The organism is Buttiauxella agrestis (genome assembly GCF_900446255.1).
Classification (GTDB): Bacteria; Pseudomonadota; Gammaproteobacteria; order Enterobacterales; family Enterobacteriaceae; genus Buttiauxella; species Buttiauxella agrestis.
The window spans coordinates 2,934,701-2,949,976 of sequence record NZ_UIGI01000001.1 but is presented as its reverse complement, the minus strand read 5'-3'; the positions used below and the strand labels follow the sequence as shown (position 1 = coordinate 2,949,976).

The following is a 15,276-nucleotide window of genomic DNA, read 5'->3' as shown; positions in this document are numbered from 1 at the left end:
GTGAAAAACCTGGGTGGCTTGCGTAGTTGTAAGGCTATTTTTTGTTTACTTGGTCAGGATTAACTTTCCTGCCTGGGTCTGACGTAATTGATATTGTTGGCCTTCGTGGACAATTACCACGCGCCCGTCAGGGCCGAGTAAGGCTTTGCTGTCTATCTGACGGGGAACGGTCGCAGATTGCGAATTCGTAGGGGCGAATGTTTTATCCATGTTTCACTCTGTATACAAATGACAATCAATGTAACAATGATAATCATTATCAATAAACTGTGTTTCATCATCAAGTGTTATTTGTAAGAAATTTGTGAATGGATCAATTTTGAGCGGAGGGAGAAAAATGTCGGATGTTGCTTACGCTAATCCGACCTATGGAAGGGAGATGCAGGGTGGATAAGTGCAAGCACTCTCCACCGAGAAATCAGAAGCGGCTGTCCGTTGCGTCAGCCAGCATATCGAGCAATGTCTCAGTATCTTCCCAGCTCAGACAAGGGTCGGTAATTGACTGACCATAAACCAACGGTTGCCCGGCAACAATTTTCTGTGTGCCTTCGCGGATAAAACTTTCGGCCATTACACCGGCAATCGCGCGGGAACCGTTGCGAATTTGGTTACACACGTTTTCGCACACTTCTAGCTGGCGACGGTGCTGTTTCTGGCAGTTGCCGTGGCTGAAATCAATGACCAACTGTTCTGGTAAATCAAACTCATGCAGGCTATCGCAAGCGGCGGCAATATCGGCTGCGTGGTAGTTTGGCTGTTTGCCGCCGCGCATAATGATATGGCCGTATGGATTACCGCTGGTCTGGTAAATGGTCATCTGACCGTTTTTATCCGGCGACAGGAACATGTGGCTGGCGCGTGCAGCACGAATGGCATCAACAGCAATACGCGTATTCCCGTCGGTGCCATTTTTGAAGCCAACCGGGCAGGAAAGGGCTGAGGCCATTTCGCGGTGAATCTGGCTTTCAGTGGTTCGCGCACCAATCGCGCCCCAGCTAATTAAATCGGCAATATATTGGCCTGTGACCATATCGAGGAATTCGGTGGCGGTCGGGACGCCCAGTTCGTTCACTTGCAGCAGTAAACGGCGAGCCTGCTCGATGCCGTGATTCACACGATAGCTGCCGTTTAAATCAGGATCGGAAATCAAACCTTTCCAGCCAACCACGGTGCGCGGCTTCTCGAAATACGTCCGCATGACAATTTCAAGGCGATGCTGGTGTTTTTCACGCGAAGTTTGCAGGCGGCGCGCGTAATCCATCGCCGCATCCAGGTCGTGGATTGAGCAAGGGCCAACAATCACCAGTAAGCGATTGTCTTCGCCATTGAGGATTTTTTCGATACGACGACGCGCGGCAGTCACATTTTGTGCAACGTCCTGGGAAACCGTCAGGCGTTGTGCCAGTTCCGCAGGTGTTACCAGACTGTCGATGCGCGCGGTGCGCAATTCATCTGTTTTGTTCATTGGGTGTCTCAGAAAATTTGTCTTCAGCTCGGCAGGAATACCGGGAAGTGATGGCAGTCACGATAAACCAATTTATGTTGAATTCAACCGTAAAACTGAATCGTTACCACCAGATTGCGTACACCCTACCATACAAAATTGCACCTTTGAACTAGTTTGTTAGTACATGCGGCGATTCAATCCCATGATATCGAGGATCTTAGTTGCCATCTCTTCCACCGAATAATTGGTGCTGTTGAGATAGCGAATCTGGTTCTTGCGAAACAGCGCTTCAACTTCGGCAACTTCAAGACGGCACTGGCGCATGGAGGCGTAACGGCTGTTTTCACGGCGTTCTTCGCGAATCGCCGCGAGGCGCTCAGGATTGATTGTCAGGCCGAAAAGCTTATGTTGCAGCGGCTTAAGCACCGCAGGGAGTTGAATATTATCCATATCATCGGCAATAAACGGGTAGTTTGCCGCGCGGATACCAAATTGCATCGCGAGGTACAAACTGGTCGGGGTTTTGCCACAGCGCGAAACGCCGAGCAAGATCACCTGCGCCTGGTCGAGGTTGCGCATCGAAATGCCGTCATCATGCGCGAGTGTGTAATCAATCGCAGCGATACGCGCATCGTATTTAATTAAGTTGCCTGGATTCAGGCCGTGTGTACGGTGGGCAATGGGCGTCGGTTCAAGCTTCAATTCTTGCTGCAAAGGGGCGACTAACGCTTGCACGATATCCTGACAAAAACCTTCACTTTGCAAAATAATGTCGCGAATTTCTGGGATAACGATGGAGTAAAACACCAGCGGACGAACACCAGATTTTACGTAAAGGGCATTGATTTGCTCCTTCACGGCATTCGCCCGGCTTTCGTTTTCGACAAACGGCAGCGTAATACTGTTAATCGCAACCGGAAACTGCGACATCACCGCATGTCCGAGCACTTCGGCGGTAATGGCGGTGCCATCGGAGATATAAAAAACTTGTCTGTCTGCCGCGTTATCCATTTATTGTCCCTGATATTTATTCGTCAATTTTCTAAAGCATAAATTAAAACAACACACTTCGGGATCATACTCATCTCAAAATTAAAAATGAAACGTAGTTTTTATTTTTAATGAAATGCATGGTTCATTTTTACTCTTTCTTTAAACCATTATTAATATAGGGATTAAATTAAGAATCAAGGGGTTATGCAAAATGTAAATATATCTGAAAAATTCAAATTTTTATTTTGCTTGAACGATTCACCTGTTTTATTCCCTCATCTAATTATGCCAATCTAAAAAGGATGTAATGTATTTCTCATTCATATATCACAAAAGGATTGTTTCGATGTCCAACTCGTCACCGCTGGTGCTTTGGTACAACCAACTCGGCATGAATGATGTAGACAGGGTCGGGGGCAAAAATGCCTCTCTGGGTGAAATGATTACTAACCTTTCTGGTATGGGTGTTTCCGTGCCGAATGGTTTTGCCACCACGGCCGAAGCGTTTAACTTGTTTCTTGACCAAAGTGGGGTGAACCAGCGTATTTATGAGCTGCTGGATAAAACGAATATTGACGATGTCACTGAGCTTGCAAAAGCAGGTGCGCAAATCCGCCAATGGATAATCGACACGCCTTTCCAGCCTGAGCTGGAAAAAGCCATTCACGATGCCTACGAACAACTTTCCTCTGACGATGCTGATGCTTCTTTCGCTGTGCGTTCCTCTGCTACAGCCGAAGATATGCCGGATGCATCGTTTGCCGGACAACAAGAAACTTTCCTCAATGTGCAAGGGTATGACGCGGTATTGATTGCTGTGAAACACGTCTTTGCTTCGCTGTTTAACGACCGCGCTATCTCTTATCGCGTTCACCAGGGATATGACCACCGTGGTGTGGCGCTTTCCGCTGGTGTGCAACGCATGGTGCGTTCAGATCTTGCCTCTTCCGGCGTGCTGTTCTCCATCGATACTGAATCTGGTTTCGACCAGGTGGTGTTTATCACCTCCGCTTATGGCCTGGGTGAAATGGTGGTGCAGGGCGCAGTCAACCCGGACGAATTCTACGTTCACAAACCGACGCTTGCGGCGGGTAAACCGTCGATTGTCCGTCGTAATATGGGTTCTAAAAAAATCCGTATGGTGTACGCGCCAAGTCAGGAGCATGGTAAGCAGGTGCGTATCGAAGATGTGCCGCAGGCCGATCGCGATAAGTTCTCTATCACACCGGAAGAAGTGCAGGAACTGGCGAAGCAAGCGGTGCAAATCGAGAAGCACTACGGCCGCCCGATGGATATCGAGTGGGCTAAAGATGGGCATACTGGCAAGCTGTTTATCGTCCAGGCTCGTCCGGAAACCGTGCGTTCTCAGGGCCAGGTGATGGAGCGGTATCAGCTTCATTCTCAAGGCAAAATCATTGCTGAAGGACGTGCCATCGGCCATCGCATTGGTGCGGGTCCGGTGAAAGTCATTCACGACATCAGCGAGATGAACCGCATCCAGCCAGGCGACGTTTTAGTCACCGACATGACTGACCCTGACTGGGAACCTATCATGAAAAAAGCCGCCGCGATTGTCACCAACCGGGGCGGGCGTACCTGCCATGCGGCGATTATTGCCCGTGAACTGGGGATCCCAGCGGTAGTGGGTTGCGGCGACGCGACAGAACGCATGACCGACGACCAGAATGTGACCGTTTCCTGCGCCGAGGGCGACACCGGCTATGTTTACCAGGAATTGCTGGATTTCAGCATCAAAAGTTCCACCGTCGATACCATGCCGGACCTGCCGTTGAAAATCATGATGAACGTCGGCAACCCTGACCGTGCATTTGATTTTGCCTGCCTGCCGAACGAAGGCGTGGGTCTTGCGCGTCTGGAGTTCATCATCAACCGTATGATCGGCGTGCATCCGCGTGCGTTGCTGGAATTTGATCAGCAAGAACCTGCTTTGCAAAACGAAATCCGTGAAATGATGAAAGGCTATGACGATCCGGTTGAGTTTTATGTCGGTCGTCTGACCGAAGGGATTGCCACATTGGGCGCGGCCTTCTGGCCGAAGCGCGTGATTGTTCGTCTTTCTGATTTCAAATCTAACGAATACGCCAACCTGGTCGGCGGCGAGCGTTATGAGCCGGAAGAAGAGAACCCAATGCTCGGTTTCCGTGGCGCAGGCCGTTATATTGCCGACAGTTTCCGTGAGTGTTTCGCGCTGGAATGTGCGGCGATGAAACGCGTACGCAACGAAATGGGCCTGACTAACGTTGAAGTGATGGTGCCGTTCGTGCGCACCGTAGCGCAGGCCAAAGCCGTGGTTGAAGAGCTGGAGCGTCAGGGACTGAAACGTGGCGAAAACGGACTGAAAATCATCATGATGTGTGAGATCCCATCGAACGCCTTGTTGGCTGATGAGTTCTTGCAATACTTCGATGGTTTCTCAATCGGTTCAAACGACATGACTCAGTTGGCTCTCGGTCTGGATCGCGACTCCGGCGTGGTTTCCGGGCTGTTTGATGAGCGTAACGACGCGGTGAAAGCGCTGCTGTCGATGGCGATCAAAGCGGCGAAGAAACAGGGTAAATACGTTGGGATTTGTGGTCAGGGTCCATCCGACCATGAAGATTTTGCCGTGTGGCTGATGGAGGAGGGGATTGATAGTCTTTCTCTGAACCCGGATACCGTGGTGCAAACCTGGCTGAGTCTGGCGGAAGCGAATAAGTAATAAAAAGGCTCCTCAACAATGAGGAGCCTTTAATATTTGTAGGGGGGATGACGCTATCGCTTATCCACCCTACATCACCTTATACAGAAGCTTTTGGGTTCATCATCACAGGAATTTCACTTTCGGTCTGGAATTTCCCTTCACGCAGATCGCTGACCACAATGTTCATTCTCTCTTCGGTTAATTTATAATAACGAATCGAGATTGCGGTAATTAAGTAGAAAATAGCCGGTAACACCGTAAACAGAATCAATACGCCCTGTACGGCTTCAGCAGATTGCTGTTCTACGCCCGCCTGATAACCAAACGCCGCCAGACCCCAACCGGTTAATGCCCCACCAATTGCCACCCCTAATTTGATAATGAAGATATTCGCGGCGACGTTCATGCCTGTAATACGGCGTTGGGTTTTCCATTCTCCGTAGTTATTGGCATCGGTAATCATTGACCATTGCAGAGGGGCGTTAATGCCTTGCAAAATATTAAGGAAAATATGTACCAGGAAGGCTGGGATCCAGTAGTTAGTCGGTAATACGAGGAATAATAACCCTACTAATGCGCTAAGGACGTTAATCCATATAGATGCCCGGATTTTACACATCCAGCCGCCGAGGTGTTTGGCAAATAAGCTACCAAATACAGCGGCAATAGTTGTGGCAAGCATAAACATAGAAATAATGCCACTACCCTGGTTGAGGATATATTGCACGAAGTAAACTAACAGGCTACCACGTACGACAACACCGCAAAGCATTGCAAGGTTATAGACCGACAAAATACGCCACTGATCGTTTTTCAATAAAACTTTCACGTCGCGCATAATATTCAGGTTTTCTTCTTTGACTGGCGTAATACGCTCGCGGGTCGTCAAGAAGCAAACCAGGAACATTATGCAGCCAATCACGCCAAAGATACCCATTGCCCACTGCATCCCCGCCGCTCTGTCAGTCGGAGAAAGAAAATCAGCCAACGGAAGAATCAGTGCAGTACCCATCGCACCGCCGATTGGCGCGATAGCGAAACGCCAGGACTGCAAAGAGAGGTTCTCTTGTGGGTCAGAAGTAATGGCGGCACCCAGCGAGCAATAGGGAATATTAATCGCAGTGTACATTAGCGTCATAAATATATAAGCGAGGACGGCATAAACAATTTTACCGGTTTGCTCAAAGTCCGGTGTTGAATAAACCAGCACGCAACTGACAGCGAAAGGTACGCAGATAATCAATAACCATGGGCGGAAACGCCCCCAACGGCTTTTGGTTTGATCGGCAATGGCGCCCATAATAGGATCGGTAATCGCATCCAGGACTCTGACCACTAAAAACAATGTCCCCATTACTGCCGGGGGCAAACCATAAATATTGGTATAAAAATAAGCCAGGATGGCGACGGAGGAATCAAAAACGATGTGACTTGCCGCATCGCCAAGGCCAAACCCCAGTTTTTCTTTGTTGGTAATCTTTTCTGCCAGTACCGACATACATTCACCTTTATTAAAATTCCGAATATGCCAGTAGTTATATGTTGTGAATGTTGCCAGGAGTATTGTAATTTTTCATTTGTGTTTTATGTTTCTTATCAAATGTGACGGAGTTATCTCTTATCCCTCTCGCTTTGCACTGAAATAGATTTGTACTCACTATATTTTTGAATCCCGTCACAGTTATGGCTAAAAACTAAAAAACGTAATCTGGCTGGTTATTCTGGCAATTGTTCCCCGTGCTATTCATCACTCATATTGATGATTAGATATCATATCCGTGACAGTCGCGCGGATGACCGAACTTGAAAGGGGAATATGATGCCAGCCATTTATAAGGACGCTCACCGCACGATAAATGAACGAGTCAGCGATTTGCTGTCGCGTATGACGCCGGAAGAAAAATTTGCGCAAATGCATGCGTACTGGCTGATTTTACAAAGCGACGGTAATCATCGAGAACGTACCGATTTGAGCGATGAGTTTTCCGGTGTCACAGAACAAGCGGCACTGACTGAGCGCCTTAAGCTTGGCGTCGGGCAAATCACCAGGCCGTTAGGCACGCATATTGTGGAGGCGAAAGAGGGCGTGCGTGCGGCCAACCGCTTACAGAAAACGCTGGTGGAAGAGACTCGCCTGGGTATTCCGGCGTTGTTTCATGAAGAGTGTTTAGTCGGTTTATTGTGCAAAGACGCAACGTTATTTCCTTCCTCGCTGAATTATGGTTCGACCTGGGATTTAGACCTTGTTGAGCGTGCCGCTGCCGCGATTGGTGAGGAAGCCCGTTCAACGGGTTGCCACCAGGGGCTTGCGCCCGTGCTTGATGTTTCGCGCGATGTACGCTGGGGACGTACCGAAGAGACTTTCGGTGAAGACCCATGGCTGGTGGGCATGATGGCGACGCATTATGTCAAAGGTTTGCAGGGCAAAAAACGTGACCTGCTGGCGACGCTCAAACATTACGTTGGCCATTCATTTAGCGAGGGCGCACGTAATCATGCCCCGGTGCATCTGGGTTTTTGCGAGCTGAATGACATCTTCTTGCTGCCGTTTGAAATGGCTGTGAAGCTGGCAAATGCCGGGTCGGTCATGCCAGCCTATCACGATATTGATAACCAGCCGGGGCATTCTGATGAATTCCTGATGACCACCGTTTTGCGTGAGCAGTGGGGCTTTGACGGGCTGATAGTGGCGGATTACGGCGGGGTGAGTTTATTACACCAGCATCATGGGATTTCGCACGATGCGGCGGAATCCGCGGCGCTGGCGTTTAACGCTGGTCTGGATGTGGAGTTGCCGAAAGACGACTGTGCCCGCCACCTCGCGCAAGCGGTGGAACGTGGCCTGATAACCATGGAAAAGATTGATGAAATTGTTAGCCGTGTACTGAAAGAGAAATTCCGCCTTGGCTTGTTTGAGCAGCCTTACCGTGATGAAAATGGCGTTGCGCTGCAAACGGAATCGACCCGAAAAATTGCCCGCGACGTAGCAACGCGTTCCATGACTATGCTGGAAAACAACGGCGTTTTACCTTTGCACGGCAAACCCCGCGTGGCAGTTATTGGCCCGACGGCTGATGACCCGCTGGCATTGCTGAGCGGTTATAGCTTCCCGGTGCATCTGATCATCAGCGATATGCTTGAGCAAACGTCGCAAGTGACCACGCCATTGCAAGCGTTGCGCGAGCAACTGGGCAACGACAATGTTCACTACAGCAAAGGCTGCCATATTATCGAAAAACGCATGGCTGGCGCTCCGGTATTTCCTGGCGACAGTGGCGGAAAACCGATGCAGTCATCACCCGTTTCACACGATATTTCTTTGATTCCAGACGCGGTGAAAACAGCCGAACAAAGTGATGTAGTGGTGTTATGCGTGGGGGATTTATCCGGTTTGTTCCAGAGCGGCACCGTTGGCGAAGGCTCCGATACCGATAGCCTGGCGCTGCCTGGCGTACAGCAACAATTACTCGATCAACTCATCGCGACAGGCAAACCGGTCGTCGTCGTGATGACCGGTGGGCGTCCGTATAATTTAGGTGGCCAGGAAGATAACGTTGCAGCATTGCTGATGGCCTGGGCGCCGGGGCAAGAGGGCGGATACGCGATCGCCGATGTGCTTACCGGGCGCGCAGAACCCGGTGGGCGACTGGTGGTGTCCATCCCGAAAAGTGCCGGAGCCGTGCCGTATTACTACAACCATAAACTCAAAAGCGGCGGTACACCGTTCGCGTTCCATTTTGGTTCACGCTATCCGTTTGGTTTCGGTAAAACCTGGACGGAATTCGACTACAGCCCGCTACAAATTGAAAGCGATAGTGTCCCCAGCGACAGTGGCGTGGTGACGGTTAGCGTCATCGTTCGCAACAGCGGGACCGTCGCGGGTAGCGAAGTGGTGCAGCTTTATGTTCACGATAAAGTGGCGTCAATGGTGCGCCCGGTGCAAGAGTTGAAATCCTTCCAGCGTATTCACCTTGAACCTGGTGCCAGCGCTCGACTCACGTTCAGCATCCCAACCGATATGCTCAATTTCACTCGCCGTAATGGTGAACGTGTGGTGGAACCGGGCGAGTTTGAAATTCGTGTTGGCGCGTCGAGTGCTGATATCAGAAGCGTGGGTGTTGTGCGAGTGACCGGCGAAACGCGGGTTATTACCGGTAAATGGCGGATGCTGAGTCATTGCGAGGTCGAAGACTGATCTACAAAAAAAAGCCCATCGTAGAGATGGGCAAAGACTACACACAGCAATTCGTTGTTTCACTCAGGGGATTTCCATGCTTATAAATCAATGCGTTGATTCATAGCCGTGAACTAATAGTAGGCATCTCGCCCTGGAGCGTCACTCGGATTCGTCTCAATAGTTAATAAGAAGTTAACGGTTGAGATCACATTACTGCGTGGTTAGAGAATCAAAGGCTTAAACGGAAGATAAAACGCGGGGAACTGATAAGCGCTGTTAATCAATGTGCTTGTGTTGCTCCCATTCCAGGCGAGCAACACAAGTATTAGCATGGTTTATTCCTGTTCTTCCAGAATCTCTACCACTTCATTTGGGTCATCTTGCGGGGCTGGAGCTTCGTGCATCCACACTGAAATTAAACGGTAAGAGACCGCCAACAGAACTGGCCCGATAAACAAACCAATCATCCCGAAGGCAATTAACCCTCCGATAACCCCGGAGAGAATCAGGATCATTGGCAAGTCTGCACCCATACGAATCAGAACCGGGCGGATAACGTTATCCATCGTACCTACCACGCAACTCCACACCAGCAGCACCGTGCCCCAGGTCGTGTCACCGGTCCAGTACAGCCAGGCAATTGATGGGACCAACACCAGCAACGGACCGATTTGCACCAGGCAGCACAGCATCATCACCACGGTGAGTAGCGTTGCGTTAGGGATGCCTGCAATGGCTAAACCGACGCCACCGAGGACTGACTGAACCAGTGCCGTAACCACAACACCCAGCGCGACGGCGCGAATGGCTTGTCCTGCCAGCAATACCGCCGCATCACCACGTTTACCCGCGAGGCGGAACGCAAAGTGTCGAATACCGTTACCCAGCGTTTCACCTTTCGCGTACAGCAGCACGCTGAACAGCAGCATCAGGCCGCAATGCATCAGGAAGCTACCGACGTGAATCGCCTGACCGAGGAACCAGGTCGTCGTTGTGCCGATATAAGGGCGAATTTTTGCCATAATAGCGCTGCCGCCGCTATCAACCAGAGCATTCCAGCCTGCGTAAAGTTTGTCGCCCACCAATGGAATGGTGTTAAGCCAGTCGAACCTTGGCAGCTCCATATTACCTTTCGTCGCCCAATCGATAACCGGGCCGCTGTTATCGACCAGGCTGTTTACCAACAGCGCAACGGGGATCACAAATAACATTAACAGCAACAGCGTCATCACCAGAACGGCAAGGGAGCGTTTCCCCCACAGCAATTTCTGAACCTTAAGCATCAGAGGCCATGTCGCGAGCACGATGGTACCTGCCCAGGCAAAACCGAGTACAAACGGACGGACAACCCATAAGCAGGCGATGATCATCACCGAGATAAACAACACCGACAGCAGAATCTGTAGCAGATCCTTCGGCTGACTGACTTTAACCATAGATAAAATCACCTTAATAACTGATAACGGGCAAAGTGCCTTCGTTAAAGCCGCGAAGCGGATGTGTTAATGATGATGTATTTCCTCGGTTTTTGACAGGAACAAAACGTACGCGCATGTCCTAAAAAAATGTGTTAAAAAATGAATGGAAGCAAACGCAAACGATAACTCACAACTAATAACGTCAGGCAGGGTCGACCCGTCAATGATCCCACAAATATCTCAGGCACCAGGTCTTGTTCAATTGGTGCTCAATTTTTTACAGGCACTGGAACAACAAGGTTTCACCGGCGATACCGCCACCAGCTACGCTGACAGACTCACGATGGCGACCGATAACAGCATTTATCAGCTGTTGCCGGATGCGGTGTTATTCCCGCGTTCTACGGCAGATGTGGCGTTGCTGGCCAGACTCGCCTCCGAAGAACGCTTCAAATCTCTTGTCTTCACGCCGCGCGGCGGTGGTACGGGAACCAACGGCCAGTCGCTCAATACTGGCATCGTCGTTGATATGTCGCGCTACATGAATCGCATCATTGAAATCAATCCTGAGCAGGGTTGGGTGCGGGTGGAAGCGGGGGTGATCAAAGACCAGTTGAACCAATACCTCAAACCTTACGGCTACTTCTTCGCGCCTGAGCTTTCAACCAGCAACCGCGCAACGCTCGGTGGAATGATCAACACCGACGCCTCCGGGCAAGGCTCGTTGGTTTATGGCAAAACCTCTGACCACGTGATGGGCGTTCGGGCTGTTCTGTTGAACGGCGATATTCTTGACACTCATCCTATGTCGACAGCCCTCGCGGAAGATTTAGGGCGCGATGACAGCCCGACCGGAAAGATTTATCGCACCGTACTCGAACGTTGCCGTGAGCAGCGCCAGTTGATTATCGATAAATTCCCTAAACTGAACCGTTTCCTGACCGGCTACGATCTGCGCCACGTCTTCAACGACTCCCTTTCGCAATTCGATTTGACGCGCATTCTCTGCGGTTCGGAAGGCACGCTGGCGTTTATCACAGAGGCGAAGCTGGACATCACGCGCCTGCCGAAAGTGCGCCGTCTGGTCAATATCAAATACGACTCCTTTGACTCGGCGCTGCGTAACGCGCCGTTTATGGTGGAGGCGCGTGCGCTTTCTGTTGAAACAGTCGATTCGAAAGTGCTCAACCTGGCGCGGGAAGATATCGTCTGGCATTCAGTCAATGAATTAATCACCGATGTTCCCGGCAAAGAAATGCTCGGCCTGAATATCGTTGAATTTGCAGGCGACGACCTGGAATTAATCGAAGGGCAGGTTGCTTCATTGTGCGAGCGCCTCGACTTATTGATTTCCCAGGGGGAGGGAGGCGTTATCGGCTGGCAGGTTTGTACAGAGCTGGCAGGCATTGAACGCATCTATAACATGCGCAAAAAAGCCGTTGGCCTGCTGGGTAACGCGAAAGGGCAGGCAAAACCCATCCCGTTTGCGGAAGATACCTGTGTACCGCCGCAACATCTGGCTGATTACATCACTGAGTTCCGCGCATTGCTTGATAGCCATAACCTGAGTTATGGCATGTTCGGCCACGTCGATGCAGGCGTTTTACACGTCCGTCCTGCGCTCGATATGACCGATCCGCATCAGGAAGTGTTGATGAAGCGCATTTCTGATGATGTCGTTGCGCTGACGGCGAAGTATGGCGGTCTGCTTTGGGGCGAACATGGTAAGGGCTTCCGTGCTGAATACAGCCCGGCGTTCTTTGGTGAAACGCTGTATGAAGAACTGCGTCGCATCAAAGCGGTTTTCGACCCCGACAACCGCCTGAACCCTGGGAAAATCTGCCCGCCGTTAGGTGTGGATGACCCGATGATGCAGGTCGATGCGGTGAAGCGCGGCACTTTCGACAGGCAAATCCCCATTGCGGTGCGTACCTCGTGGCGCGGGGCGATGGAATGTAACGGGAACGGTTTGTGCTTTAACTTCGATGTGAAAAGCCCGATGTGCCCGTCGATGAAAATCACCAGCAATCGTATTCACTCGCCGAAAGGGCGGGCAACTTTAACGCGCGAATGGCTGCGTTTGCTGGCCGATCGTGGCGTTGATCCAGATGCGCTGGAAAAACAGATGCCGGAAAAGCGCGCCAGCTTGCGCACGTTAATCGAGCGTACTCGCAACTCCTGGCATGCTCGCAAAGGCGAATACGATTTCTCTCATGAAGTGAAAGAGGCAATGTCCGGCTGTCTGGCCTGCAAAGCGTGTTCAACGCAATGCCCAATAAAAATCGATGTGCCGGAATTCCGCTCGCGCTTCTTGCAGCTTTATCACACCCGCTATTTACGCCCGATGCGCGATCATCTGGTGGCAACCGTAGAAAGTTACGCCCCTCTTATGGCTCGTGCGCCGAAGACGTTTAACTTCTTTATGAGTCAGCCGTGGGTCCGCAATCTATCGGCCAAACATATCGGCATGATTGATTTGCCGATGCTTTCCACCCCCTCGCTGCAACAGCAATTGGTCGGGCATACCTCGGCAAATACCACACTTGAGCAGCTTGAAAGTTATTCTTCTGAACAGAAAGCCAGAACGGTGCTGGTGGTACAAGACCCGTTCACCAGTTATTACGATGCGCAAGTGGTGGCCGATTTTGTGCGTCTGGTTGAAAAACTAGGCCTGGAGCCGGTGGTACTGCCATTCTCGCCAAACGGTAAAGCGCAGCACATTAAAGGGTTCCTGCAAAAATTTGCCAGGACGGCGCGTAAAACATCTGAATTCCTCAACCGCGTGGCGAAACTCGGAATGCCGATGGTTGGCGTCGACCCTGCGCTGGTGCTGTGTTATCGCGACGAATACAAACAAACGCTGGGCGACGATCGCGGGGAGTTCCACGTGCAATTAGTTCATGAATGGTTGCCTGGTGTGCTTGCAAACCGTGAAGTCACAGCGGTTGGTGGCGAATCCTGGTATCTGTTTGGCCATTGTACTGAAGTCACCGCATTGCCTACGGCGCCAAACCAATGGTCGGCAATTTTTGCGCGCTTAGGTGCGAAGCTTGAAAATGTTAGCGTCGGCTGCTGCGGTATGGCCGGAACCTACGGGCATGAGGTAAAAAACCATGCTAACTCACTGGGGATTTACGAGCTGTCGTGGCACCAGGCAATGCAACGCCTGCCACGCCAACGCTGCCTGGCAACCGGCTATTCGTGCCGCAGTCAGGTCAAACGAGTGGAAGGCAACGGTGTTCGCCATCCGCTACAGGCATTACTGGAGATTATGGGATGATCTGGCGACGTGAAGTGAATCTGGAAGCGCTCAATAAAATGGGCGCGGACAACATGGTGGAGCACGTGGGCATCGTATTTACCCGCATCGACGACAATGAACTGGAAGCCACAATGCCCGTGGATAACCGCACTCGCCAGCCGTTTGGCTTGCTTCACGGCGGAGCATCGGTGGTGTTAGCTGAAACGCTCGGTTCGGTAGCCGGATATTTGTGTACCGAAGGCGAGCAGAAAATCGTTGGTCTGGAAGTTAACGCTAACCATCTGCGATCGGCGCGAGAAGGCCTTGTACGCGGTGTTTGCAAAGCGGTGCATGTTGGGCGCAGGCACCAGGTCTGGCAAATCGAAATCAGCGATGAGCAAGGGCGGCTTTGTTGCACATCGCGACTGACGACAGCGGTAGTGTAATTAGATAGCCAGCAGAACCTTAATAAGCGCCGGATTATGTTCGAGCATCAACAATATTTTTAGCGATGACCCGGATGGAATGCGGCGCTTTTGCTCCCAGCTTTGCACCAGTGAAGGGCTAACCCCCACCGCCTGAGCAAACTCTTCCTGTTTTAATCCAGCAGTTTCCCGGATTTCCTTTACCGCTGGCATTGGGTGGCGGTGAATCCTCTCAGGAGGCGGTTGCACTTCTCCATTATGAATGGCAACCATCTCTTCCATGCTTTTTACCAAATCGTCAAAAAGTTCTTTATCCATATCAAGGCCTTTACCGTTGAGCTGAGGGGTATTTGTTTTTGAATAATCAGTTTTTCAGTTAATTTTTTAAATGTATTTTTTTCTGTATCAGTCAGATCGTCTTTTGCATTTTTAGCGTAAACCGTTAGCAAAAAAATCCTGTTATCAGGTTCGACGACATAATAAATAACCCTGACCCCGCCTTGTTTTCCCATACCAGGGCGATTCCATCTTATCTTTTGGCAGCCACCGGTTTTGCGTATCGTATCGCCATCTGAATGATATTTGATCAGGAATACCTGAAGTTCCATGAAGCTGTCATCATCTAGCAATGTAGCTCTCTGCCTGCTGAAGATTACTGTCTCGATGAATTCAAAATAATCCATATCGTACTCATTTCCTTGTGATGATCCTATGCGTACACAGTACGATTGACAAGTCCTTTCTCGTACTTTGTACGTTTCTGTTGGAGTCTTAATATATTTTCTCAGTCACGAGAAAATGCGACTGTATTACCAGAAAACGGGGAGCGACAGCCATTGTCAAAAATTGTGGAAAGTGCCTCGCAAAATATTTT

11 protein-coding genes and 1 other RNA gene are annotated in these 15,276 nt (G+C 50.5%); 4 read left to right on the top strand and 8 right to left on the bottom strand.

The window, feature by feature from the left end; genetic code table 11:
• Window positions 1–45 precede the first annotated feature (45 nt).
• The 3 genes from hemP to ppsR all read right to left on the bottom strand — a co-directional run bounded on the left by hemP (window position 46) and on the right by ppsR (window position 2,458).
• Entirely contained in the window at window positions 46–210 is a 165-nt protein-coding gene (hemP, locus tag DY231_RS14010) for a hemin uptake protein HemP (protein ID WP_115629195.1), read from the bottom strand.
• A gap of 208 nt (window positions 211–418) precedes the next feature.
• A complete protein-coding gene (gene aroH, locus DY231_RS14005) occupies window positions 419–1,465 on the bottom strand; it encodes a 3-deoxy-7-phosphoheptulonate synthase AroH (RefSeq protein ID WP_115629192.1) in 1,047 nt (348 codons plus the stop codon).
• A 159-nt stretch (window positions 1,466–1,624) separates the two neighbouring features.
• On the bottom strand, window positions 1,625–2,458 hold the full coding sequence (ppsR, locus tag DY231_RS14000) for a posphoenolpyruvate synthetase regulatory kinase/phosphorylase PpsR (protein ID WP_115629190.1): 834 nt from the start codon (window positions 2,456–2,458) through the stop codon (window positions 1,625–1,627).
• A 289-nt stretch (window positions 2,459–2,747) separates the two neighbouring features.
• Between ppsR and ppsA the strand changes: the two genes are divergently transcribed.
• Window positions 2,748–5,159, top strand: coding sequence for a phosphoenolpyruvate synthase (gene ppsA / locus DY231_RS13995; protein ID WP_115629188.1), 2,412 nt, complete (start codon window positions 2,748–2,750; stop codon window positions 5,157–5,159).
• Window positions 5,160–5,238: 79 nt separating this feature from the next.
• Here ppsA and DY231_RS13990 read toward each other — a convergent pair whose 3' ends face one another.
• Window positions 5,239–6,639 carry a glycoside-pentoside-hexuronide (GPH):cation symporter gene (locus DY231_RS13990; protein WP_115629186.1) on the bottom strand — a complete coding sequence of 467 codons (1,401 nt, stop codon included), beginning with the start codon at window positions 6,637–6,639 and terminating at the stop codon, window positions 5,239–5,241.
• Window positions 6,640–6,960: 321 nt separating this feature from the next.
• Between DY231_RS13990 and DY231_RS13985 the strand changes: the two genes are divergently transcribed.
• Window positions 6,961–9,336 carry a glycoside hydrolase family 3 N-terminal domain-containing protein gene (locus tag DY231_RS13985; protein WP_115629184.1) on the top strand — a complete coding sequence of 792 codons (2,376 nt, stop codon included), beginning with the start codon at window positions 6,961–6,963 and terminating at the stop codon, window positions 9,334–9,336.
• Between the two features lie 3 nt (window positions 9,337–9,339).
• Here the strand turns inward: DY231_RS13985 and rprA are convergent.
• Together rprA and ydiK are read right to left on the bottom strand one after the other, a co-directional pair.
• An RNA gene (rprA, locus tag DY231_RS13980) (antisense sRNA RprA) lies at window positions 9,340–9,446 on the bottom strand.
• Between the two features lie 207 nt (window positions 9,447–9,653).
• A complete protein-coding gene (gene ydiK / locus DY231_RS13975; protein ID WP_115629181.1) occupies window positions 9,654–10,754 on the bottom strand; it encodes an AI-2E family transporter YdiK in 1,101 nt (366 codons plus the stop codon).
• A gap of 205 nt (window positions 10,755–10,959) precedes the next feature.
• Here ydiK and ydiJ point away from each other — a divergent pair, with 205 nt between their 5' ends.
• Both ydiJ and menI read left to right on the top strand, forming a co-directional pair.
• The gene (gene ydiJ, locus DY231_RS13970; RefSeq protein WP_115629178.1) at window positions 10,960–14,016 is read left to right on the top strand and encodes a D-2-hydroxyglutarate dehydrogenase YdiJ; all 3,057 of its coding nucleotides are present in this window, start codon (window positions 10,960–10,962) and stop codon (window positions 14,014–14,016) included.
• A complete protein-coding gene (gene menI / locus DY231_RS13965) occupies window positions 14,013–14,423 on the top strand; it encodes a 1,4-dihydroxy-2-naphthoyl-CoA hydrolase (protein WP_115629176.1) in 411 nt (136 codons plus the stop codon). The genes ydiJ and menI overlap by 4 nt, the downstream gene beginning before the upstream one ends.
• On the opposite strand, the gene nadS is transcribed toward menI, so the two are convergent.
• On the bottom strand, window positions 14,424–14,720 hold the full coding sequence (gene nadS, locus DY231_RS13960) for a NadS family protein (protein ID WP_115629174.1): 297 nt from the start codon (window positions 14,718–14,720) through the stop codon (window positions 14,424–14,426).
• A complete protein-coding gene (locus tag DY231_RS13955) occupies window positions 14,690–15,085 on the bottom strand; it encodes a type II toxin-antitoxin system RelE/ParE family toxin (protein ID WP_115629171.1) in 396 nt (131 codons plus the stop codon). Before DY231_RS13955 ends, nadS begins: the two co-directional genes overlap by 31 nt.
• Between the last annotated feature and the right edge of the window lie 191 nt (window positions 15,086–15,276).

Coding starts and splice junctions, on each gene's coding strand:
- ppsR (WP_115629190.1), bottom strand. CDS start 2,458: ATGGATAACGCGGCAGACAGACAAGTTTTTTATATCTCCGATGGCACC.
- ydiK (WP_115629181.1), bottom strand. CDS start 10,754: ATGGTTAAAGTCAGTCAGCCGAAGGATCTGCTACAGATTCTGCTGTCG.
- nadS (WP_115629174.1), bottom strand. CDS start 14,720: ATGGATAAAGAACTTTTTGACGATTTGGTAAAAAGCATGGAAGAGATG.
- DY231_RS13985 (WP_115629184.1), top strand. CDS start 6,961: ATGCCAGCCATTTATAAGGACGCTCACCGCACGATAAATGAACGAGTC.
- DY231_RS13990 (WP_115629186.1), bottom strand. CDS start 6,639: ATGTCGGTACTGGCAGAAAAGATTACCAACAAAGAAAAACTGGGGTTT.
- menI (WP_115629176.1), top strand. CDS start 14,013: ATGATCTGGCGACGTGAAGTGAATCTGGAAGCGCTCAATAAAATGGGC.
- DY231_RS13955 (WP_115629171.1), bottom strand. CDS start 15,085: ATGGATTATTTTGAATTCATCGAGACAGTAATCTTCAGCAGGCAGAGA.
- hemP (WP_115629195.1), bottom strand. CDS start 210: ATGGATAAAACATTCGCCCCTACGAATTCGCAATCTGCGACCGTTCCC.
- ppsA (WP_115629188.1), top strand. CDS start 2,748: ATGTATTTCTCATTCATATATCACAAAAGGATTGTTTCGATGTCCAAC.
- ydiJ (WP_115629178.1), top strand. CDS start 10,960: ATGATCCCACAAATATCTCAGGCACCAGGTCTTGTTCAATTGGTGCTC.
- aroH (WP_115629192.1), bottom strand. CDS start 1,465: ATGAACAAAACAGATGAATTGCGCACCGCGCGCATCGACAGTCTGGTA.